This is a genomic window from Vallitalea okinawensis, from assembly GCF_002964605.1.
Lineage (GTDB): Bacteria > Bacillota > Clostridia > Lachnospirales > PQDH01 > Vallitalea_A > Vallitalea_A okinawensis.
The window spans coordinates 124,015-148,390 of sequence record NZ_PQDH01000006.1 but is presented as its reverse complement, the minus strand read 5'-3'; the positions used below and the strand labels follow the sequence as shown (position 1 = coordinate 148,390).

Here is a 24,376-nt window from a genome sequence, read left to right as displayed (position 1 = left end):
TGCAACAGATATATGATACTTATTTAAGTATATAGATGTATTGTTGACACTATTATGTCAACAATAATATAATAAAATTAACTTATGTAATAGAGTCAGTACTTAAACTATATTGGAGTAAAACAATAGGAATTATTTTAGGGATAGGATAATGATATTTTAATAAAAAGAATGGGGAGAGTGTTATGCGGCTACATCGATTAATTGCCACCATATTGTTATTGGAATCGAGAAGAAAAATAAAAGCAAAGGAACTGGCCGATGCTCTTGAGACATCAGTACGAACTGTCTATAGAGACATTGATACTCTATGCGAAGCTGGATTACCAATCGCGACTACAACAGGTCCCAATGGTGGTATCTATCTTATGGAAGGTTATTCCGTGGATATGAATCGTCTGCACAATGAAGAGGTTGTTAATCTTTTTTTAAGTGGCATTGGGATACAGCCTGATAAACAGAGTGATTCCAGTATTAAACTCAAAAATGCTCTCCTAAAGTTAGAAGACAGTCTCCCTTCTGAATATAACGAAGATATTAGGAAGGCTAGAGAACGATTCTATTTTGATGAGACGCCATGGTGGGGTGAATATAAACAAGTTGTCTATTTAGATTCTATAAGAAAGGCTCTTTGGCAGTCTAGTAAACTGTACGTGTACTATCAAAAATTTAGTGGCGAGATATCCAGTAGAATCATTCACCCATACGGTTTAGTTGTTAAAAGAATGGAATGGTATCTTATTGCATATTGTGAGAAAAGTGATGACATAAGAACTTTTAAATGTGAACGCATGACAAGAGTAGACGTTTTAGATGAAGACTTTATTATACCAGAAGATTTTTCATTAGCTGAATATTGGCAAGGAAGTGTAACAAAATTTAAAGAAGGTTGTATTCAAGTAGAGAATTATGTTGCGACAATTAAAGTCAGTGAATCTAAAAAATATATTTTAGATCAATTAGATGTTCTTGAATCTTATCAGGAACATGGAGGTATTGTAGCAACGGTTAATATGTACAAATTTGAAGAAGCATGTCTATTTGTCATTGATCATATTGGTCATATAGAAATCCTTCAACCTGTAGAATTGCGAAACTATGCTAGTGAGGAAGTAAGTAAACTGTATACCATCTATCACAATTGAATAATAATTCAGCTAATTTTACAAAATATCTGAATTACCTGCTTTCTTGAATAATCTTACGTGATATGATACCTTAAGGGTAGAAAAACGTGAAATGATGACAAAAAGAAGCAGGAGGATAAGACATGTATAAATTAATAGCTGTTGACATGGATGGTACCTTATTAAATAAAGATAAAGAAATTTCTAAAGCAAACTTTGATATGATACAAGAAGCTAAAAAGCAAGGTAAGAAAGTGGTTATTGCAACGGGTCGACCACTACTGGGAGTGAAGAGACATCTTAAACATCTGGATTTAATTTCTGATGAAGATTACGTCATTGCATTTAACGGTTCTTTAGTTCAAACGACGAAAAGTGGTCATATTATCTCAAAGACAACATTATCCGTAGAAGATTATAAAGAATTGTACGAAGTCAGTCAGGATTTAGGTGTTCATATTCATGCTTTAACCAATAGCAAAGTAACAACGCCTGTAGATAATAAGTATACCCATGTGGAAGCAGATATAAATGGTATACCTATTGATATTATGCCAGTAGACGAAATTGATGATGCAACAACTATTGTTAAAGTGATGTTTATCGATGAACCAGAATTATTGGATGAAATTATTTCAAAGCTTCCTAAGGCCATTACAGACAAGTATACCATATTAAGAAGTGCACCATATTTCCTTGAGTTTTTACATAAGTCTGTTAACAAGGGGGCTGGTGTTAAAGCAGTTGCGAAGGAACTTGGCTTTAAATCAGAAGAGATCATCTGCATTGGTGATGCTGGTAACGATATAGCAATGATCGAATATGCTGGTTTAGGTGTAGCTATGGAAAATGCTTTTGAGGAAGTGAAAGAAGTAGCCAGCTATGTAACACGATCAAATGACCATGATGGTGTAGCTCATGTTATTAAAAAATTCATGTTAAATGAAGAAGTAGCTTAGTGTTTACAACCTATAGCGTGCATAAAATAGCCCAAATAAAGTCAAACTAAAATGACTTTATTTGGGTTATTTTAATGTTAAGAAATTTAACTTACATTAATTTCATGTAAATAATTAATCAAATCATTGGATTAATTGTTGACATTGTCTAATTGAGAGGTTATAATCTAATTAATCAAATGACTTGATTAAATAAAATTATGGAGGGTTACCATGAAAAAGAATAAGTATATTGGTTATTTACTCATATTGCCAACATACATACTATTTGCTTTATTTTTCTTAATACCATTACTATACTCATTTAAATTAACCTTCTATGAGTGGAATGGATTTTCACCAACAATGGAGTTTGTTGGATTACAGAATTACATGATGCTATTCCAGAGTCAAGATTTTATAAATGCACTTAAGAATACTGTTGTTTATGCCGGATCAACTGTCATTTTAGCTGTCTTTATTTCTCTTGTTCTAAGTGTCGTGGTTCAAGATGGAATAAAAGGTTATCAAACTATTAAAGGAATTTATTTCTTACCACATATTGTATCTTTAGTTGCAGTTGGTGTGGTATGGAGTTGGGTCTTTCTACCTAATTCAAGCGGTTTACTCAATGCCATTATAGGTGTATTTGGATTGGAAAGTCAGAAGTGGTTAGCAGATCCGAATTTAGCCATGGGATCGCTGGTTATTATTGGTGTCTGGAAAAGCATCGGCTATAACATGGTCATCTTTATTGCAGGCTTATTATCCATACCAGAGTCACTCTATGAAGCGGCAAAAATCGATGGAGCTACCAAGTTGCAAAGTTTCACTAAGATCACAGTACCAATGCTTAAGCCAACCATGTTCTTTGTCATGGTTTCAGCAACAATTTATTCCTTATTTCAAGTTTTTGATATCGTCAATGTTACAACTGGAGGAGGTCCAGTGGGATCAACGGAAATGTTAGTAACTTATCTTTATAAAGTGGGCTTTGAACAATTCCAAATTGGATATGCTTCTGCTATTGCATTTGTATTGTTCATTATGACAGCTTTAATAACTGTCATCCAAAAGAAATTTATAGAAGAAAGATAGGAGGGAAATTATGAAGAAAGTATCAGCTTTATTAAAACATAGCATCATCTACTTAGGTGCAGTCATCATGATTTTACCTTTCCTATGGATGATTTCAACTTCTTTAAAGCCACCAAATGAGATTTTTGAGGTGCCAATTCGTTGGATACCAAGTGAGTTTTATTTCGAGAACTATGTGAATGCCGTTACAAGTTTTCCTTTTGTGGATTTCTTTATAAACAGTGTTATTGTTACTTTATGTATTATAGTTGGTCAGCTAGTAACATCTATCCTTGCAGCATATGCATTTGCAAGAATGGAGTTTAAAGGTAAGAATTTGTTATTTCTACTACTATTATCAGGGTTAATGTTACCAGCTCAAACGATTATGATACCCATGGTACTCATGTTGAAAGAATTAGGATTATTAAATACTTTACAAGGTCTCATTATTCCATTCAGTTGGAGTGCATTGATTGTATTCTTGCTACGTCAGTTTTTCTTAAAGATACCACTGGAGATAGAGGAAGCTGCTGCTATTGATGGGTGTAATGTCTTTCAGATCATTGGGAAAATCGTTATGCCTATATCAAAGCCTATCATTTCAACATCCATCATCCTCATTTTTATCTACGGATGGAATCAGTATTTTTGGCCTTTGTTAATAGTAAATAAAGAAGAGTTGTATACTTTACAGTTAGGTTTAGCCTACTTTAAAGAACAAAATGTCATTGAGACAGATTGGGGAGCTTTAATGGCTGGTACAACGTTAACCATGCTACCTGTCATTATTGTATTTTTACTGTTCCAGAAAAAAGTAATCGAAAGTATTGCTTTTTCAGGCGGTAAAGAATAAATATTATTTATTTAAGGAGAGGAAAATTATGAAAAAAGGTTTAACGACTATTTTAGTACTTATTTTAGCTTTTAGCCTTTTAGTAGGTTGTTCAACAACTGAGGAACCAAAAACAGAAGAGACTAAAAATGAGACAACAAAAACAGAAGAGAAAAAAGATGATGTAAAGAAAGAAGAAGCAGAGCCAGTAGCAGTTGAATTCTGGCATGGCTATTCAACTGATAAAGCAGAAGTTTTAGATGAACTGGTTGCTAAATATAATGCAGAAAATGATGAAGTTAATGTAACTGCTAAATTTGTGGCTTCAGGGGAAGAAATGCTACAAAAAGTACAAGCAGCTATTATGGCTGATGAGCAACCTGATATCTTATGGGGTTACCCTACTTGGACTGGGGTATTAGAAAGTACTGGTAAATTAGTGAATGTAGAAGGCTTAATGGACGATGCATATATTGCTGATATTCCAGAAGGATTATTGAATGCAGGTAAATTTAATGATACAATCTATTCAGTACCTATTGAAGCTGGAACATTATACTTTATTTACAACAAAGATATGTTTGAAGAAGCGGGTATTACAGAAGTACCGACTACTTGGGAAGAATTATACGCTATTGCACCTCAATTAACAACAGATACACACCAAGCTATTTGGTTACCTATTGAAGTTGGAGAAAGAACTACTTGGACTTGGGAATGTTTCTTATGGCAAAATGGTGGAGATATATTAAATGATAACAATACTGCGGTAGGATTTGATCGTGAAAATGGTTTAGAAGCACTAGCATACTATAGCCAGTTCATCAAAGATGGTTATGCTCCAATCACTGTAGGACAAGATCCATTTATAGAAGAACAAGTAGCTATCATTATCGGAACTCAAGGTGCAGCTAATGCTTATATCAATAAATATGAAATGAATGTAGGAGTAGCTATGCTTCCAGGAAAAGAACAACTTGCAACAGGTCTTGGTTCAAACCATTACTTCTTATTTAATAATGGTGAAGAAGCTACAGTTGATGCAGCATTCGATTTTGTTAAGTGGATGACAACAGGTGAAAATCATGCTGAATGGGCTATTCGTTCTGGCTATTTACCAGTTGCTAACTCAGCAAGAGAAAGTGAAAAATATGTTCAATTTGGTGAAGAAAATCCACATATGATAGTGGCTGCTGAAGCCCTTACTCATGGTGTTGCAAGACCACCAATTGAAGAATACCCACAAATCTCTGATCTCATTTCAACAACAATTGAAGCTATTGCTTATGATCAAATGACTCCAGAAGAGGGTATTGATCATATTATTGAAAGTACTAATGATATACTAAAGTAAAAAGGTGATTTTATGAATAAGTTAACTAGCCCTGATATGATGAAACTAAAAAACATAAAGAGCATTCTAAAAGTTATACATGAAGACAATGGTATTTATCGTAAAAAGATAGCTGAAAAAATAAATCTATCTTCTCAAACGGTGACCAATATTGTCAAGGAACTATTAGATAAAGGTATTATCAAAGAAGAAAGTGTTCGGCAAATGGGTCAGGGCAGAAATCCCATGTCGTTAAGAATTAACTATACTGACTTTTATGTTATAGGAGTTGAAGTCACAGTAACTGAGATCAAGGTAGTTCTCACTAACTTACTAGGAGATCTTATTAAAGCATGTCAAAAACAGTTAGCTGAAGATGATGATGCCCTTAATGTAATCAAGCAACTCATTGATGAGGTAAAAGCAGATTTTAGTGGGATTAATCGTATACAAGCTGTGGCTATAAGTGTAACAGGGGTAGTTAACGAGAAGAAGGGCATTATTATTGAAGTGAAGCCCCTCAATTGGTTTAATATAAACTTAAAAAAAGAATTGGAATACTTAGGTATTCCAATTCTTATAAGAAACGATGTGAACACCATTGCTCATTCAGAAAACTTCAATCTTAGAGAAGATACTAATTTTATCGTAGTTAAGTTGGATCAAGGTATAGGCTCCTCTATCGTTATTGATGGGCATGTTATGAGAAGTACCAATAGTGTTGCAGGAGAGTTCGGACACATAACTGTTAACTATGCTCCGGAAGTGAGAAAATGTAAATGTGGTAAGTACGGTTGTCTGACAACACTTGCATCTATAGGTGCATTAGAAGAGCGATTAGATATGAATTATGAAAGAATTAAGGAAGAAGTAAAAAAAGGGAATACTGAAGTAACACGTATGATTGAAGAGGTAAGCGACATTGTAGCACCTCCACTTGCTAATGTTGTTATCTTGTTAGATTTAGATAGAATAGTTTTAACCGGAAAATTTATTAATGATTTTAGAGATATAGTTTTTGAAAAATTAAGTAAAAAAATTAGAGAGAATTTAACCGATTGGGTTGCTTATAAAGATTTAAATATACATGAGAATGTCAATTTAGCTATTTTAAGTGCAAAATTATTAATAGATCATTATTTTGAAAACGAAGAGGATTTATTATTTCAAATAGATTAGATGAAGTTAACATGAATACAAATAGAAAAGGATAATGACTATGTGGACAAATAAATACGTAGCTAATGAATCCTATGAGTTTGGTAGTTATCAAAGAAGTAAGTTTAGGGGCTATAATTTATTTTATCAGTTTGAATACCGAGATGTAACCATTGATGTGACCACACAAAATCGTATCATACGAGATCATTATATGGAACGTTTATTAGAGCAAGGTATTATTACAAAAGAGACTTATAATGTTTATATGGTAGAGCTGGATAAGAAGATAGATGACATGATGTCTTTTGTAAATGATTATAATGAAACAGTCTATACATATATCCATTATTTAAGATTAAACCATTTAAGTATGGAATCAATAGAAGCATTGAAGCAATTACGAATTCGAAAAATTAAAGAAAAACTGATAGCTATTCAAGAAAAATCAATGGATATAAAAGATTTTACTATAGATCAAAGTGATATATACAGGACCATGCTTAATAGTAAGCAGAGCATTGTGGTGATACCAGAAAGCTATGAAGATCTTCCCTCAGTTCTAGATGTCATCAGAAAATACTTAATGATGAAGAAGAAAGTCTATCTCCTGTTTAAAGAACTTAATCATTACGACCTTGCAACTAGGCAGGACTTACAGTGTATTTTAGAACACGGTACTTATAAAGATGTTGCTGAAGCTATAGCCAATAAACAGATGGAATTATTGATAGATCATTCAAAGTACTATGGAATTCATTTCAACGAAATATCTTTCAATAGAGAATTATACAAAGCCATTGAAGAGGATGATGTCTTTGTTCATGGTTTTGGAGAATATACATTATTAGCAATAAAAGATTTAAATGTAAATTCGATTATTGAGGCAAATATTAGTAGTTTTTATGGCAAATGCGTAACGAACATCCATACAGATGATTCTAAGGTGATTATTTATGTACCAGCAAATTTTAATATCTATGACTTTGTTCCCATTGTGGAAAAAAGTAAGTTGACCTATTTCCATCTTAGTGCTTTGTGTAAATCTTTTGGTGCAGGCATTTATCAATTAAGTATAGCGGATTTATATGAGAAATATCCGGGCTATTTTATTAATATATACACCAATCAGTCGAATCAAGATCAGAAAGCAATGTATCGATTGATGAAGCCAACAGCCCCATTCGAGGATTTTAACACTTATTATATTAATAAACAACAATGCATAAGAGATTTTATCAGAAGCAAAAATCCAGAATTGAAATACATTTCAAAATATTATGACTTATTTGATTTAAGTCCAATTGCATTTCAACCAGAACCTGATACCTTTCAAAAAAATGTATTGGTAGATGGTATTGTACTAAATAAAGCTAAGCAATCAAAGATTATACTTTCAGATGGGGAAAAAGCCCTATCTCCAAGGATGGTTATAGAAGATGAGATTGAAGATAAGGGATTACACTTTATCTCTAATTTTTTATTCTTTCTTACACCTAAATTATCAGCGCTTTATAACAGAGTTAGGAAGAATCGCCCTCATGAACACATAGATTTTGAGACAGGACATTTAGGGTTTAAAAATTTTATTAAAGAAGGAAGAAGAGTAAAAACATTTCCTCTTTATAATAAACCTTGTATCTACATGAGGGAAGATGGTACCTTCAGTTTTACAAATTATCAGTTAGGTGCAGGTAAAATAAAAATAGATGAATTAGTAATTGACTGGAAAGAAGAAGATATTAACGTTTTTGATGATAGAGAAGTGATCATCTATACCCCACAGCTTGCTAATGATTATAGTAATGAAGACCATTTACATTATAGCTTGGATGTTGGGAAAGACCGTTTAAACATTGTTATTGTGAATGAAGAGATAATTGCCATACGAGAAGGAGATGTTTCACTACCTTCAATAGGTGTTGTACTATCTCTCAGTGGAAAAATTGCAGATACATTTTTGAAGACCTTGTCATTGAGATCTCTAGAAGATGACTACTATACATGTCATCATTTATCTTATCAGTTAGATCTAGATCCTCCTATTTCAATTAGCAGGGAGGAATGGAATGCAATAGATTGGGCTTTTGGTGGTGGATTGACCATCATTAAAGATAATATTAACATTTTTGAAGATCAAAGCCGAGCACATAAATACCTTGAAGCTGAAGGATGGATGAATCCTTTATCCAAGCAAACACAGGAATCTTCAATTCATAAGATGGAAAGACATCCGAGAACAGGAATTGGATTAACCATGGATGATCGACTATTTATTTTAGTTTACTCAGGGAGAACTAAAACTTCTCTTGGTGTCAACTATGATGAAATGGCCAAAATAGCTATGAAAGAAATTGGCAGTATTAAGTTCATGATGAATTTAGATGGTGGTGCATCGGCATTACTTGGAATGGTATTGGATAAGGAATTGATGGAATTAAGTTATCCAGCGGCATCCAATAATACGTGTACAGGAATGGCAAGACAACTTAATTCAATGCTAGTGATACAAGTTTAAAGCATAAGGAACTTCAATAAAACACAACATTTAGGGTCAAGCATAGGAGGAGTACTATTACGCTGGCTGGAAAGACGTCCATGTCTTAGACAGCCAGGCTCGCCCTCCTTGGCTCGCTGCTTCATAGAACTCCTCCTATGCTTTTGGTAACGTGAGTTTAAGATTAATGAGTTTATTGAAGAGAAGAAAGGGGCATAAACATGATTAAATTTGGTACTGGTGGATGGCGGACAATCATTGGTGAAGATTTTATTAAGAGTAATATTATTAAAGTGGCGCATGGGCTTAGTGTTAAAATGGCCAAGGAAAATTGTAAAGAGCAAGGTGTAGTCATTGGTTTTGATCGACGATTTCTATCAGTGGAAGCTGCTAAATGGATGGCTGAAGTTTTAGCCCATTATGGTGTAAAGGTATATTTCATTGATAAGATAGCACCTACACCTATGATCATGTATACAGTTAAGCAGTTAGGTTGCCATTATGGCATTGCGATAACTGCCAGCCATAACCCTGCTGAATACAATGGGATTAAAGTATTTACATCAGGTGGGAAAGATGCTTCAGAAGAAGTGACATCTGAGTTAGAGGACATCATCAGTGAAATCTTTTCTGAGTCAACTGATGCTAAGACCTTTGAAAATGGCGTTAAAGAAGAAGTTATTGAGATTATCAATCCATTTAATGATTATATTGATGCAATCATGGAAAAAATCGATACAGATGCGATTAGAAATAAACAGCTACGTATTTTATTAGATCCTATGTATGGTGTATCAAAAACATCACTTCAAACCATCTTACTCTCTTCAAGATGTGAAGTAGATTTAATACATGATCGCCATGATACTTTGTTTGGTGGAAGATTACCTTCACCTAGTGCAGAGACCCTCAATACTCTCAAACAGAAAGTGGTAGAGAAGGGATATGACTTAGGATTAGGTACAGATGGTGATGCAGACCGACTAGGTGTTATAGATAATGAAGGTAACTTCATTCATCCTAATGAAATATTAGTCTTAATTTATTATTATTTATTGAATTATAAACACCAAAAAGGTCCTGTTGTTAGAAATATCGCTACAACTCACCTACTGGATGCTATTGCTGAGGATTATGGTGAGGAATGTTACGAAGTACCTGTAGGTTTTAAGCATATCAGCTCAAAGATGGAAGAAAAGGATGCCATACTTGGTGGAGAAAGTAGTGGTGGCTTAACAATAGCAGGTCACATTAAAGGTAAAGACGGTGTATTTGCTGCCTCAGTCCTGGTAGAGATGGTGGCTGTCACTGGACTATCCATCGCAGAGATGTTAAATAGCATCTATAATAAATACGGAGAATATCATATGGTGGAGTATGGATATAGCTTTAACGCTGAAGATCGTCAGAAACTAATTGAAATCTTATATCATGATAAGACGATCCCTGAATTCGGCTATGATATCGATAAAATAAGTACTGTCGATGGTATTAAAGTATATTTCAAAAATGGAGGCTGGGTAGTCATTCGATTCTCAGGAACAGAACCGCTACTCCGTGTATTTGCTGAAATGGATACTATAGAGGAAGCAGAAAAAGTTTGCAAACAAGTAGAACAATTTATTAAAGAGTGCTGATGACTTATCATCAGCACTCCTTTTAGTTCCTAAAAGCCTCTATTCTCACTTTTTGACCCTTCTCTACTTGTAAATCTATAAAAGAGTCTTTTAACGATGCCTTTTTCCCGTTAATGAGGACTTCGTTTGCAGCTTCAAAGTAAGCTCTCCAGGTTAAGTTTTCAATCCCATTGTTGGTGAGTGTAGAGAGATGTGTTGCATCATGTCGAAGGTCTATAGATCCTTCAAAAACAGGAACATTTTGAAGTTGACACCAGGCTGTATCTTCAGTTAAGCCAGATTTTGTTGTAATAGTTCTCTTGGTCGCATCAGGTTGTATGCCCATTAAACCAGTTGTGATGGTACCAATGACGCTGAATGATACTTCAGGATACTCTCTTCTTTTTAGGTTTGGGTTTATGAGGTTACATAGTATGTTATAGGCCTCTTTCTTCTTACCAAACTTATATAGGGTTTCTGGATAATAGGACATCTCTTCAACATTGATGGCTTGATTATTATATAAACGTTGTAATAGATGCTCTTGTTTGTCTTTGTTAACACCATCAAAATAGAGGAGTAACGCATTACTAATATCATAGTAGCTACCGTCATGCAGTAATGCACCATAAAATTTATTATTCTCTTCATCCCACCATTGGTTATTAAAATGTTCTCTTAACCCAAGAGCTTTCTCATAATAATCAATGGATAAAGAGTGATTTTCTTTTATTTTTTGCATATCGCTATAAGCTTTATAACCTGCATATTGAGCTGCTATTAAGTCACTGGCTGTAACAATATTGAAGTTTCCTTCACTGTAGGAGGCTAATCCTCTTCTACCATACTCAGGAAGGTGTTCCAGAATACCATCTTTATTGATATCCCATGTATCGATATAATCTGTAACAGTTCGATCATAGAAATAGTTGAGTACTTTATTTTCTATGTATTCATTATTTCCAGTCCAGTGATATTGTCTTAAACAACAATCTATGAAATCAAAGTTTGCAGGTAGATTATACCAGAAATTATCATCATCCTTGTAATCAACGGATGCAGGTTCACCATCTTTGGTTAACTCCCAATAAGTACACCAATCCCTAGATTCACTAATGTAACTAGCAAATTGATATAACATATTAAAGTTACACTCATCCAAACCAAGGACATGAGCACCATTAGTCTGATGTGCCACATCTCTCATACAAAATGCATGTCGACCTGGTAAGGCTGCTTCATACCAAGGACCAACTGGATCAGATAAGGATACATAACTCAAAGCTTGTTCTTTCGCCCAGTGAAACCCTTCTACTAAGTTTTGATCTGAGGAATGTAAGCAAAGTTTTGATTGAATCTTCATATTTTTTACCTCCTAGCCTTTAACAGAACCTAATGTAATACCACTTACAAAATACTTTTGAAAAAATGGATATACCATGACGATAGGCAGTGTAACAACCATAGTTGCAGCTGCTCGCAAAGTTTCTGGGGATAAATTACGATATTCATTTTGAGCTAATTGTGCATTTTGAACTTGATTAACTGCTTCTGCTTCAAGTAGTAACCTTCTTAGATAGACTTGTAAAGTATCCCAATTACCACTTGGGTTGTAAATTAATGCATCAAACCATGCATTCCAATGTCCCACAGCTAGATAAACAGCTATAGCTGCAAAAACAGGCTTGGATATTGGAAAGATAATCTGGAAGAAAATACGAAGCTCACTACATCCATCAATTCTAGCGGATTCTGATATAGACTCAGGTAAGTTTTGCATATAGGATGAGATGATTAACATATAATAAACATTGACTAAACCAGGAAGCCAATAAACGGAAAAGGTATCTGTCATCCCTAACTTAACAATAAGTAAATAAAATGGTATAAGGCCACCACTAAAATACATCGTAAATATAAATATTATTCTTATTATTTTTTTTCCAGAAAAACTTTTAACAGTCAAAACATAGGATAATAAACCTGTAGCAATTAAACATGTTCCTGTACCAAAGACTACACGTAAGACAGATACCAAAGCACCTTTAATAAGATTACCATCTTCAAATAACATTTTATAAGCATCAGTTGAAAATAATCTGGGCCAAAAATAAATACCTCCTTTCATAGCATCTAAGCCATCATTTAATGAAAGTACTAATTGGTTCCAAAAAGGATAAAGCATAATAAATGAAAATATCACCATGAAAAGGATGTTGAAGAGATCAAAAACCTTATTTGATATATTTTTTTTATAATATCTTTCCTTCATAATTAATCCTCCTCTTCATTACAATATGGAAACGTCCATATATTTCTTAGCTAACTTATTAGTTGAAAATACCAAAGTAACACCTATAGTGGACTTCATAAGCCCTATTGCTGTTGCATAAGAATACTTACCTAACTGTATACCGTATTTATAGGCGTAAGTATCAATGACTTCCCAGTATTCTCTTGTTTGAGCATTACCTAATAGTAATTGCTGTTCAAAACCAGCATTTAATATACCGCCAATCCCAAGGATCCATAATAACACGATAGTCGTTTTTATAGAGGGAAGAGTAATGTGCCTCATCATACCAAATCGATCAAGCCCATCGACTGCACCTGCTTGGTATAATTCATTATCGATACCTGCCATTGCTGAAAGGTAGATAATAGAAGACCAGCCAATGCCTTTCCAGATATTAGCACTTGTAATTAGTCCCCAAAAATAATCGCCTTCACTTAAGAAACCAATGGGATTTTCTACCCATCCTAATCCTATTAATAATTCATTGATTAAACCATCACTACCTAACAAAGTGAAAATTAAACTGGCAGTTACAACCCAGGAAATAAAGTGAGGTAAATAAGATATGGTCTGAACAGTTTTTTTAAACTTACTAAGTCTCAATTCGTTGAATAATAAAGCTAATATAATAGGCGCGGGAAAACCAAATAAAATATTCAATCCACTGATGGCTAAAGTATTACGCATTACCATTAAGAAATCAGGGGAGCTAAAGAATTGAATAAAATATTGCAATCCAATCCAATCAGATTCCATTATACTTCTACCTGGAACAAATTTAACAAAGGCCATTAGGACACCATACATCGGTATATAGGCAAAAATAAATACCCATATAATTAAGGGAATGCATATGAACCATAGTTGTTTCTCTCTTATGAAGGTTCGCTTTATAGTATTCAACATAGATTCCTTCTTTTTACTTGATGTTGCCTGGGATAATTTAGACATCGATATCCCCTCCTAGCTATAATTTTATAGAGAGCAATGTCTCACTATTTAAAAGAGAAGGAAAGATACTGACTTTCCTTCTCTTTCTCATTAAATATGATATTAACTTGATTTATTTCATTTTCCATGCATCCAAGTTGTTATTGTATTGCTCAGTAATATAAGCTTCTAAATCTTGTAATCCAGCTTCGTTAGCTTTTTCTTGTAATTCCTCGAATCTTTGAATACATTGCTCTTCTGTTTCAGCTGTAATAGCATAGGTCCATCCTGTAAGGATAACATCTTGTACCTGCTGTTTAACAACTGTTAGAGGATTATCAGGTTCGTAACTTATATTTCTATAAGCTGAGAAGTCGTAGATTGTGTCTACCAAATTATCATTCATGACTTTTTTCCATTTGCTTTCATTATTAAAGTTTTGGTCAAACCATACATTTGTTCCATCGGCAAGTGGCTTCTGCCCCATAACTAACCAGTATTCGTATTGACCTAATAATGATCCAATTTCATAATCGTATGTTCCATTTATAACACCTTGTTTTGCTTCTTCTCTGAAGGTGTAAGAACTACCGTCTGTATCCCATGATGAAGTATCCAAGTTTGGTACACCCCAACCATTAATTCTTGTACCCATATCAGATATCTCAAAATCTAGCCATTTCATAACTTCTTCAGGATTTTCACATTTATCTGTAATAACTGTTGCAGACCATCCGTTAGTATTTTTAGGTGATAAATATACTTGTTCTGCATCTTCATTCTTTACATTTACATGGACAAAACGTTTATCATCTTGCCAATTCTCATCAGTTTTCTGCCAGACTTCGTGGCCAGCATTCCATGTATCCCACCAGCGTCCTATATGTCCGTAAGCTCTTTCAGTGGATACCTTTGATTTCCAATCGTCAAAAGTATTTACAACACTATCGGGATCTAATAAACCATCTCTAAAGAATTGATTCATCCATATGGTCATTTCTAAGCCTTCTTCAGTATTAGCCCAGTGGGTTAATTGATAATTTTCGTCTTCTTTATAACCGTCTTTAAGACCCCACATACCTAATGTAATCTGTATCCAGTCTTCGAGAATATTTGCTGATTCACCACCATAATAGGAAAGTGCATAGGCATTTTTACCATCTGCATTCACAGGATTTTCCTCAACCATTTGCTTTAATATTTTGTAGTAATCATCAGTTGTTATAATCTCAGGAGCACCCATGTTTTGCCATATATCGTAACGAATTGTGGCACTGTTATCAGGAATCGGTAAGAATCCCCAACCTTTCATTAAATAATTGAGTTCACCATTTTCGGTTTTATATCTTTCAATTGTATCCCCATATCTCTCTGTTATGTTTGGACCATATTCTTCGATGAGAGATGTAAGCTCTACGGTTTTATCGAGTTCTACTAAGAGGTTAACATCTGTTAAGTCCAATCCTGTTATGACATCAGGGTAATCGTTAGATGCAAGCATCAAATTTAATCTTTCTTTACGATCTGTATCATAAACCATCTTATTAATTTTTACATTAAAATTTTGTAGTAAGAATTCACTGATTAATTTAGATTCTTTTTCAACATCATCAGGATTTCCTTGTCCTGCAAAATAAGTAAATTCGATTGTTTCACTGGGCATCTCCCATCCATATTCATTTTCTCCTACAGTTTCAATAGGCTTGGGATCATTGACAGTAGTTTTGTCGTCATTTGATCCACATCCTGCTAGTAATGCTACAATAAGTACTGTAACTAATGTAAGACTTATAAAACGTTTCATAACTCTCCTCCTCATATTGATCAAATTCATGTGCTAATTATAGCTTTTTTTGTGCAATAAGTCAGTTGAATACTTTTAGATTTAGTGTAATATATTTGAGATGTTAAAAAATTATAGCTTTTAAAAAGGTTATTTGTGCGTTATAATTATAGCAACATTTTTTCGAAAATACGACTTGAAGGTGATTCGATGAAAAGAAGTATAAGCTATAAAAGTAAATTAGTATTAACCTATATGCTATTGATTACATTACCAGTATTATTATTTGGTATATTCATTTATAAAGACTTCTGGTCCATACTAAAAAAACAAGAAACGGATTCAGTAATGGAGAAACTTAATCAAGAAGTCTTAACAATTAATTTAAAATTAAATGATATTGAAAATATTGCTCATTATTTATCTGTTAACACTCAACTAACTACTTTCTTAAGAGAAGGACCAAATACCTCACCAAGTAATTTCGTACAAAATTATAATAATAAGATTTTACCTTTGGTTACATGGATTCAAAATACTAATATTTATATTCAGGATATCAATATATTTACGTATAATGAAAATATTAATGAGGTAGCAATGTTTCATCATATAAGTAATTACGAAGATCAATCCTGGTTAAACAACGTTTTAGAGCAAGTTTCATTGGGGAATCCCTATTGGGAACCAAGTCACATTGCAAGAGATTATCTTGATATAAACCATAAGAAAAGGGAAGTTTTATCACTATGGTATATTGTTAATCCCTTTGATCCAGCCAATACTGCTTATTTAGAATTAGAAATAAACACAAGAGAGCTATTTGCTTCAACTTTATATACCTATTCTTCTACAAACAATAAAGATCAGTTGGTCGTTATGGATACCACGGGCCATATATTTTCAGATAATAAAAAGGATAATATAGTTACTCAATTAGTGGAAGTATTTGATGTCAATGAAATTCTTCAAGGTGACCAGGATTATTTAGCTTATTCCAGTAATAATACCTCCTATTATGCCTATTATAAGAAAATTGCAAAATTAGATACTTATTTTATCGATGTCTTTCCAGAGAGGGAAATACACAGATTACTCAAACAACCTATGTCCACATATATTATCATGGTGTTCACAACCTATGCTTTACTTATACTTTTGGCATTTACACTAAGTAGCATTCTAACCAAAAAAATAAAAGTCATCCGAAATAGTATGAAAAAAATAGAAGAAGAAGATTTTGATGTCCATATTCAAGTGAATGGTAAAGATGAGTTAGATCACTTGGCTATGGATTTTAACAGGATGGCTTTTCGTATAAATGAACTAATAAATAAAGTTTATAAATATGAAATCTCAAAGAAACAATCTGAATTAAAAGCATTGCAAGCTCAAATTCGTCCTCATTTTATTTATAATACATTGGAAAGCTTGAGGATGTTAGCAGAAATCAATGATGATGAAGAAGTTTCAGATGGGCTAATATCTTTAGCTAAACTCATTAAGCAGAACTTAAAAAAAGGTACCAATACCATTACAATTAAACAAGAATTATCCTTCTTAAACCATTATATTAAAGTTCAGAATATAACCCATAATAATCTCATTCAATTACATTGTCATATTCCTATAGATTTGATGGATTTACATATTTTAACCTTTACATTACAGCCTATTATTGAAAATGCAGTTATACATGGATTTAATGGACTACCATTAAATATTTTTATAACTGGGGAGAAAGGAAAGGATGAATTATCCATCTTCATGAAAAATGATGGTAAACCTATTGAAGAATCAAAACTAGAAGAGATTTGTAATCAACTTGAGATGATAGACTCCAATCAAAGAGAATCCATTAGCCACATTGGAATGGTTAATGTTAATAAACGTTTAAAGCTCTATTACGGTGAAACTTATGGTGTGAAAATTATGAGTAGTGCCAATGAAACTATAACCGTTATCGTCAATATGCCGGTTGTAGATGACACAGTTATAGGGGGAGGTAAGCGATGAATCAATTATTAATCGTAGAAGATGATAACCACATTAGAAAAGGACTTATCAAAATCATTAATAAAATGAATTTGGATATATCACATATCTTTGAAGCATCAGATGGTTTTCAAGGATTAGACATCTATCATACCAACAAGCCTAATGTCATTATGACGGATATTAGAATGCCTGGGATGGATGGTTTGGATTTTATAGAAAAGATCAGAGCTGTCAATCCTACAGTAAAAATTATCATCTTAAGTGCTTATAGTGATTTTTCTTATGCTCAAAGAGCCATTCGATATCAAGTAACAGATTATCTAGAAAAGCCAGTTGACAAAGAGGATTTAAAGAATTTACTCACTTCATTACTAGCAAGCATAAAAAAAGAGAACCTGGCTCACCAAGAAAAAGAAAGTAAAGATTCCAAGTTACAGGAATATAATCGAATGATTTTTAAAGAACTTTTATCAGCTAAGAATTTAACCTCACAAAAAATAGAACAAAAATTAAAGACTACCTCTATTCAGTGGCAAGGAAAGCAGTTTATAGCAGGAGCTATTTTCCCTTCTGTACATAGACAAGATTTGCATCAAGCGTTAGGTAAAAAGTATGAGCTGCTGACAACCTTTGAAACACAAGATTTTCAGACGATCTATTTACATAAACTACCTCAAGATTTTTCCACAATAAATTATGTAAATGATATGCAATATGTTGTTAAACACTTAAACAATAGCCAAGAAAGACCGATTACCATGGGGTTAAGTAGTCTTCAATCTGCTCTATACCTTTCTAAATTAATGAAACAATGTTTAATAGCATTGGATTACAAGTTATTGAAGCCAAAGCAATCTATCATCTTATTTGATGAAACCAAACATGAGATGAACTCTAACGCAAGTAATAGTCTTTGGTATAACAGTGCAGTTCAGACCTATAAAGAAAAAAATTTCATTCGATTTAGTAATGAATTTGATGATTTATTTCGTAGACTAGTTGATGACCCTAATGTAACCCCTGAAGTTATAAAGGACTTTTTGAAGTGTTTAATTGAAAAATGTACTAATAAGCCAGTAGTCATTGATAGAATGTATTTAGAAGCATCATCTCTTACAAATCTTAAGTTTGCCATAAAACAATACTTACAGAAACAGTTAAAAATTTCTGATGAGCCGGATAGTGATTATAATAATCACATACAAAGGGCGTTAATGTACATTGAAGATCATTATAACCAAAGTATTACTATTGATAACATTGGTCAGTATCTAGAGATTAATGCTACTTACTTTAGTCATTTGTTTAAAAAGGAAATGGGTATTAGTTTTATTGATTATTTACAAAAGTATAGAATTACTGTATCAAAAAGATTACTTATCGAATCCAATTACAAAATCTATAAAATCGCTGAAATGGTTGGGTTTACTGATGATAAATATTTTTACAAGATATTTAGAAAAACAGAGGGGATTACCCCTTCTGTGTATCGAAAAAAACATATGAACAATAGGCCGTAGTCATTGATCTTAGAGGTATAGTAGTTTTTGGTGTTGTTGGTGTAATGTAACATTGATACAGAATATAATTTCAACTATCATTATTATGGGGCATTAACTTTAGGAAGCAAATACCTAAAGAGATGCGAGGAATGTTAGATGAGATTTAAGGGTAAGATGCGTAGAATAATTACCATAATCATGGGATTTATTCTACTGGTGTCATTTACTATAAACCCAGCGTTCAGTAAGGGATTAAGTTTTGTGGATACTGAAGGACACTGGGCTGAAGATGAAATAAGTATTTGGACAAAATATGGTTTTATCAGTGGATACAGTGATGGAAGTTTTCAACCTAATGATTATATAACAAGAGCAGAGTTTGTAACGATTATAAATCGTGTTCTTAAACCAGAAACCTATACTGATATTGATTATTCGGATGTTTCTACAACGAGCTGGTATTATGAAGAAATGGCGAAGGGTGTAACTGAAGGTTACATTCAAGGTTATAGCGATCAAACTTTAAAACCTCAGAATCCAATAACTCGGGAAGAAGTCGCAGTAATTGTTGCTAAAATTACAGGCGGGGTAGTTGAAGATACAAAGAACATAGAAGCTTTTAATGACTATAATATGATATCAACTTGGAGCATGGAAGCAGTGGCACTAGCTGTTGAGAAAGGCTACATAGTAGGATATTATGATAATACAATTCAACCCCAAAAGCCTATTACCCGAGCTGAAGTTATAGCTCTATTGACCAGGGTATTCGATGAGATTTTTGAAGGTGAGCTACCAGAAGCTGATGAAGATTTTAAAGTAGTGGCTTACTACCCATTTTGGGCTAGTGAATCACCTGCACAAGTCAATTATGATGGGATGACACATATTAATTATGCCTTTGCAGTCCCTAACGAAGATGGTAGTGTAAAAGTAGAGCAACCCCAAAAGTTACAACAACTCGTTGAAGAGGCTCATAGTCAAGGTGTGGAAGTATATCTTGCTATTGGTGGTTGGGGATATGATACCACATTTGCAAATATTGCAAGTGATCCACAAAAACGAAGCATATTCATTAATTGTTTGATGGACCTAGTTGATCAATATAATCTTGATGGTATAGATATGGACTGGGAATATCCTGATAAGAATGATGAGCCAGAAAACTTTGTCCTTTTACTAGAAGAACTAAAGGCAGTATTAGATCAAGAAGACAAAGGGTTAACTGCGGCTGTTATTGCAGGTGCAACACCTAGTGGTTATGTATCTTGGGCTGCTGGGGGTATAAAAGATGAGGCTATAGCCCTTGTTGATTGGTTAAATATCATGGTTTATGATGGTCAATACGGTGATCAATCAAATCATCATTCATCATACGAATTTGCGGTTACAGCTCTAAATTATTGGAAAAATCAACGTAATGTACCCCAAGATAAAATCGTCTTAGGTGTTCCTTTCTATGGTCGTAATGTGAAGGATCAGGCAGAACGATACGATGAAATCATAGAGAAAGACCCAAGTGCTGTCTATAGTGATTACTCAAATGGCTATTACTATAATGGTATACCTACTATTCAAGAGAAGGCGGAGTTAGCTCTTGAAGATGCAGGTGGTATTATGATTTGGGAAATTACTCAAGATACATCCGATAATACCAGCCTATATAAAGCAATAATTGATACTATTAATTAGAGCATTTATATTATTAATTGAATTTAATCCATATCAAACGCATAATTCACTTTGGGGAATTATGCGTTATTTTCATTATGCAGTTGAATTAAAATAGTATGATTATTTCTGCTGACGTCTGTATTGAAGAGGAGTTGTTCCATATTTCCTCTTAAATAATGTAATGAAATAGGTTGAGTTATCATAACCACTCATCTTACCTATTTGGTGTACGGGTATATTAGAAGTAGCTAATAATTTTTTTGCATAATTTAATTTACATTCATTTATGTATTGTGTTGGCGTCACATGAAGAGATTCTTTAAAAAGTTTATAGACATAACGTTCACTCATGGATAACTCATGACTCATAGTTTGTACAGTGAAACTCTTTTCAATGTTGGCATGTACGTAATTAAGTAAGTCCAATAAATTTTGGTTAGTGATTTCCATTAGATGATTTGTCATGTTAGTATTTTGCTCAAGGAATAAACCATATAAGATTTCCATCAATTTTGATGAGAGGTAATAGCTAGCGTACTGACGATTAAGTAAGAACTCTTTGTATATATCTTCAAATATCTTCCTATAACTAGCTTGATTTAAGTTCTGGTTAAGTGTTGGAATGTTATGTAGAAGAGGATGATCAACAATTGTACCATCATTCAATTCATCAAAAGAAAAACATAGCAAAATACTTTCATAGGACATAAAAGATTGATTCTCTTGATCAGGTCTTCTAAAGACAACTGTATCCCCTAGAATCTGATACTCCTTATTATCCAAAAGCATTTTACAACAGCTGTCATCAAGAAAATAGACCAGCTCATAGGAGGTAGTTCTTCTTTTAGGAAAAGCATGATTTCGATTATAAGTTCTTTTGTGCTGAGTATAAAATGCAGATAATAAATGAGGTGTCAAGTTATCCATAGCATTAACTCCTATGCAGAATAATTTAGTTTTTATACATTTTAATTTATTGATTAGGTTTATATATAGCTATATTATATAGTTATGAAATAGATATGTAAAGTTTTTAATGTGGAGGGTTACATATGAACAAACCAAATATCATCTATATTTTAGCTGACGATATGGGGTATGGCGATGTCTCTTATCTCAATGAACGAGCTGCTTTTAAAACACCCCATTTAGATCAGATGTGTGAAGAAGGAATATCCTTTACGGATGCACATGCATCATCTGCAGTATGTACACCATCAAGGTACAGTATATTGACAGGACGATACAATTGGAGGAGTACTTTAAAACAAGGTGTTCTCTTTGGCTATGATAAACCACTTATTGAAACAAAGCGCCAAACCGTTGCTACTTACCTACAGGAGAAAGGATATAAGACAGCTTGTATTGGTAAATGGCATTTAGGTTTAGAGTGGACATTGAAAGATGCTAATGAAAAGGAAAGTATTGATTATACTAAGCCACTCAAAGATACACCAATCGACCATGGCTTTGATTATTTTTATGGGATTGCTGGCTCTTTGGATATGCCACCCTATGTCTATATAGAAAATAAACAAGTAACAGCAATACCTAATCGGGTTGAGGTAAATGATGTAAAAATACCACAGGAACTCAATAAGAAATTTTTTAGAACAGGGCTTACAGGTGAGGATTTCATACATGAAGAAGTATTACCCAATTTCACTGAGAGAGTTCTAAGTAAGATAGATGAATACAAAGATGAGCCATTCTTTATTTACTTTCCTCTTAATGCACCTCATACACCTATTTTACCTACAAGAGAGTTTCAAGGACGTTCAGGTACAAATGAATACGGTGATTTTGTCTTAATGTGTGATGATGTCGTAGGTAGAGTAAATAAAAAATTAAGAGAATGTGGGCTTGATGAAAATACCATTGTGATCTATACAAGCGATAACGGTTGTTCACCTATGGCAAATTATAATGAATTAGCTCAATACGGTCATAATCCAAGTTATATTTATCGAGGAACTAAAGCAGATATTTTTGAAGGTGGTCACCGCGTACCTCTCATCATTAAGTGGCCACAAGTTATCAGACATGGTATACAGTCTCAAGAACCTGTTTGTTTAACGGACTTCTTTGCGACTATTGCAGATATCTTTCGTGATTCCTTAGAAGATCATGTGGCTGAAGATAGTGTCAGTAATTTGCCTATTTGGAGTGAGGAAGAAGAGCTACTACCTGTAAGAGAGGCATTAGTACATCATTCTATTAATGGTTCCTTTTCCATCCGAAAAGGAAAGTGGAAGTTAGAAATGTGTCCTGATTCTGGTGGGTGGAGTGTGCCAAGACCTGGAACAACACCAGAAGCTTATCCACCTGTTCAGTTATATAATTTAGAAGAAGATATAAGAGAGCAATTCAATATTTATGACCAACACCCAGATGTTGTTGAAGAATTGAAAATTCTTTTGAAGAAATACATCGTGGAAGGTCGTAGCACGAAAGGTACTGTTCTACACAATACAGGTACCCAGCGTTGGGAGCAAATGATTTGGGTAGATAGTGTGGATTAATAATGAGTGAAAGGCATGATTCCTAAAAGAACCATGCCTTTACTATTATTGTAGTGCGCTTATTTCAGTTATATCATCTGGGTCGATTTCTTGTTCAAGTTGTAATTCTAAAGCTTGAATAGTAGTTATTCCTTCATCAAAGTTTTCTGCACGAACAGTTACGGACTGACCTTCAGCTAGCTCATCCAATGAAGTGAATACAAAATTAGTTGTTTCAGCTAATTGAACAGTATATAGAGTACTCTCAAAGTCTTCTATAAGCACAGTACCATTGTTGCGGTCAACTTCTATGATGGCACCGCCTACAAATTTACCATGAACATCTGGGTCATAATATTCGCAATCAGCACTTACCTCTGTGTCATTGTTTTCTTCAAATGTTTCTTGATTAACTTGATCTGTATCTATATCATCTGTAGCCTCTGTATTTATACAACCAGCCAAAACAATTGCAAGTAATAATACGAATATTAATGTAGTCCATAATTTTTTCATAGTTATACCTCCATATATTGAGTCATTTATTAGTTGATATCAATCTATGTACATTAGACGTCTGAGGAAATTGATAAGTTCCATTAAAATGATTACTAATAAATTGAAATTATCTTACAGGTTGACAATACTTTGATATCCAAGTATAATGTGGTTATGAAAACAGACAATAGCATTTATTTAATAGGAAGAATTAGAGAACGGGCTAATAATTTTATAACCAGTGAATTAGAGCAATTAGGCTTGACTGGTATAGTTCCTTCACACGGAGATATCTTAGCTACGTTATATCAGTATGGAGAATTAACGATGACAGAGATTGCTGACAAAATTCATCGAGATCGGTCAACTGTTACGACACTCATTAATAAGTTGACAAAACTAGGGTTTGTGGCTACAAAGAAAAACCCAAAAGACAGCCGATCAAATCTAGTTTATCTAACACAAAAAGGGAGGGATATTGAACCTCAATTTAGAGAAATTGGAGAGAAAATCTTTGAAAAAGAGTACGTTGGAATAAGTGAGGAGGAAAGGGAGCTATTCTTAAATATACTTAATAAGATTTTTAAAAACCTTTAACTAATATTTTACAACA

Annotated in this window: 20 protein-coding genes; 13 read left to right on the top strand and 7 right to left on the bottom strand. The window is 33.5% G+C overall.

Annotation, left to right across the window (positions count from 1 at the left end):
* Positions 1 to 185 precede the first annotated feature (185 nt).
* The 7 genes from C1Y58_RS16630 to C1Y58_RS16600 all read left to right on the top strand — a co-directional run bounded on the left by C1Y58_RS16630 (position 186) and on the right by C1Y58_RS16600 (position 8,986).
* Positions 186 to 1,145: a helix-turn-helix transcriptional regulator gene (locus tag C1Y58_RS16630; RefSeq protein ID WP_105617219.1), complete on the top strand. Its 960-nt coding sequence runs from the start codon at positions 186 to 188 to the stop codon at positions 1,143 to 1,145.
* Positions 1,146 to 1,270: 125 nt separating this feature from the next.
* Positions 1,271 to 2,086: a sugar-phosphatase gene (yidA, locus tag C1Y58_RS16625; RefSeq protein ID WP_105617218.1), complete on the top strand. Its 816-nt coding sequence runs from the start codon at positions 1,271 to 1,273 to the stop codon at positions 2,084 to 2,086.
* A 213-nt stretch (positions 2,087 to 2,299) separates the two neighbouring features.
* Entirely contained in the window at positions 2,300 to 3,163 is an 864-nt protein-coding gene (locus tag C1Y58_RS16620) for a carbohydrate ABC transporter permease (RefSeq protein WP_105617217.1), read from the top strand.
* Between the two features lie 10 nt (positions 3,164 to 3,173).
* A complete protein-coding gene (locus C1Y58_RS16615) occupies positions 3,174 to 3,998 on the top strand; it encodes a carbohydrate ABC transporter permease (RefSeq protein WP_105617216.1) in 825 nt (274 codons plus the stop codon).
* Between the two features lie 28 nt (positions 3,999 to 4,026).
* Positions 4,027 to 5,331: an ABC transporter substrate-binding protein gene (locus C1Y58_RS16610; protein ID WP_105617215.1), complete on the top strand. Its 1,305-nt coding sequence runs from the start codon at positions 4,027 to 4,029 to the stop codon at positions 5,329 to 5,331.
* Between the two features lie 12 nt (positions 5,332 to 5,343).
* On the top strand, positions 5,344 to 6,489 hold the full coding sequence (locus C1Y58_RS16605; protein ID WP_105617214.1) for an ROK family transcriptional regulator: 1,146 nt from the start codon (positions 5,344 to 5,346) through the stop codon (positions 6,487 to 6,489).
* A 40-nt stretch (positions 6,490 to 6,529) separates the two neighbouring features.
* Positions 6,530 to 8,986 (top strand): phosphodiester glycosidase family protein, encoded by a 2,457-nt coding sequence (locus C1Y58_RS16600; protein ID WP_157950160.1) that lies wholly within the window; start codon positions 6,530 to 6,532, stop codon positions 8,984 to 8,986.
* Here C1Y58_RS16600 and C1Y58_RS27075 read toward each other — a convergent pair.
* Complete coding sequence (locus tag C1Y58_RS27075; RefSeq protein WP_278286130.1) at positions 8,983 to 9,111, bottom strand: hypothetical protein; 129 nt, start codon at positions 9,109 to 9,111, stop codon at positions 8,983 to 8,985. The genes C1Y58_RS16600 and C1Y58_RS27075 overlap by 4 nt on opposite strands.
* 75 nt (positions 9,112 to 9,186) lie before the next feature.
* Between C1Y58_RS27075 and C1Y58_RS16595 the strand changes: the two genes are divergently transcribed.
* A complete protein-coding gene (locus C1Y58_RS16595; protein ID WP_105617212.1) occupies positions 9,187 to 10,602 on the top strand; it encodes a phosphoglucomutase/phosphomannomutase family protein in 1,416 nt (471 codons plus the stop codon).
* Between the two features lie 22 nt (positions 10,603 to 10,624).
* Here C1Y58_RS16595 and C1Y58_RS16590 read toward each other — a convergent pair whose 3' ends face one another.
* The 4 genes from C1Y58_RS16590 to C1Y58_RS16575 form a co-directional block, all read right to left on the bottom strand.
* Positions 10,625 to 11,944, bottom strand: a complete 1,320-nt coding sequence (locus tag C1Y58_RS16590; protein ID WP_105617211.1) for a glucosidase family protein — start codon at positions 11,942 to 11,944, stop codon at positions 10,625 to 10,627.
* Positions 11,945 to 11,956: 12 nt separating this feature from the next.
* Positions 11,957 to 12,853 (bottom strand): carbohydrate ABC transporter permease, encoded by an 897-nt coding sequence (locus C1Y58_RS16585; RefSeq protein WP_105617210.1) that lies wholly within the window; start codon positions 12,851 to 12,853, stop codon positions 11,957 to 11,959.
* An 18-nt stretch (positions 12,854 to 12,871) separates the two neighbouring features.
* Positions 12,872 to 13,828: an ABC transporter permease gene (locus tag C1Y58_RS16580; protein WP_105617209.1), complete on the bottom strand. Its 957-nt coding sequence runs from the start codon at positions 13,826 to 13,828 to the stop codon at positions 12,872 to 12,874.
* Between the two features lie 112 nt (positions 13,829 to 13,940).
* Positions 13,941 to 15,611 carry a type 2 periplasmic-binding domain-containing protein gene (locus C1Y58_RS16575; RefSeq protein WP_105617208.1) on the bottom strand — a complete coding sequence of 557 codons (1,671 nt, stop codon included), beginning with the start codon at positions 15,609 to 15,611 and terminating at the stop codon, positions 13,941 to 13,943.
* Positions 15,612 to 15,800: 189 nt separating this feature from the next.
* Between C1Y58_RS16575 and C1Y58_RS16570 the strand changes: the two genes are divergently transcribed.
* From C1Y58_RS16570 to C1Y58_RS16560, 3 genes are all read left to right on the top strand, one after another.
* Positions 15,801 to 17,606 (top strand): sensor histidine kinase, encoded by a 1,806-nt coding sequence (locus tag C1Y58_RS16570; RefSeq protein ID WP_105617207.1) that lies wholly within the window; start codon positions 15,801 to 15,803, stop codon positions 17,604 to 17,606.
* Positions 17,603 to 19,108, top strand: a complete 1,506-nt coding sequence (locus tag C1Y58_RS16565) for a response regulator transcription factor (protein ID WP_105617206.1) — start codon at positions 17,603 to 17,605, stop codon at positions 19,106 to 19,108. The genes C1Y58_RS16570 and C1Y58_RS16565 overlap by 4 nt, the downstream gene beginning before the upstream one ends.
* Before the next feature lie 138 nt (positions 19,109 to 19,246).
* On the top strand, positions 19,247 to 20,782 hold the full coding sequence (locus C1Y58_RS16560; RefSeq protein WP_105617205.1) for a glycosyl hydrolase family 18 protein: 1,536 nt from the start codon (positions 19,247 to 19,249) through the stop codon (positions 20,780 to 20,782).
* A 102-nt stretch (positions 20,783 to 20,884) separates the two neighbouring features.
* Here the strand turns inward: C1Y58_RS16560 and C1Y58_RS16555 are convergent, their stop codons facing one another.
* Entirely contained in the window at positions 20,885 to 21,691 is an 807-nt protein-coding gene (locus C1Y58_RS16555) for a helix-turn-helix transcriptional regulator (RefSeq protein ID WP_105617204.1), read from the bottom strand.
* A 125-nt stretch (positions 21,692 to 21,816) separates the two neighbouring features.
* On the opposite strand from C1Y58_RS16555, the gene C1Y58_RS16550 reads away from it, so the two are divergent.
* Positions 21,817 to 23,286: a sulfatase family protein gene (locus tag C1Y58_RS16550; RefSeq protein ID WP_105617203.1), complete on the top strand. Its 1,470-nt coding sequence runs from the start codon at positions 21,817 to 21,819 to the stop codon at positions 23,284 to 23,286.
* A 45-nt stretch (positions 23,287 to 23,331) separates the two neighbouring features.
* Here the strand turns inward: C1Y58_RS16550 and C1Y58_RS16545 are convergent, their stop codons facing one another.
* On the bottom strand, positions 23,332 to 23,781 hold the full coding sequence (locus C1Y58_RS16545) for a hypothetical protein (RefSeq protein ID WP_105617202.1): 450 nt from the start codon (positions 23,779 to 23,781) through the stop codon (positions 23,332 to 23,334).
* 132 nt (positions 23,782 to 23,913) lie between these two features.
* On the opposite strand from C1Y58_RS16545, the gene C1Y58_RS16540 reads away from it, so the two are divergent.
* Complete coding sequence (locus tag C1Y58_RS16540) at positions 23,914 to 24,360, top strand: MarR family winged helix-turn-helix transcriptional regulator (protein WP_242985414.1); 447 nt, start codon at positions 23,914 to 23,916, stop codon at positions 24,358 to 24,360.
* Positions 24,361 to 24,376 lie beyond the last annotated feature (16 nt).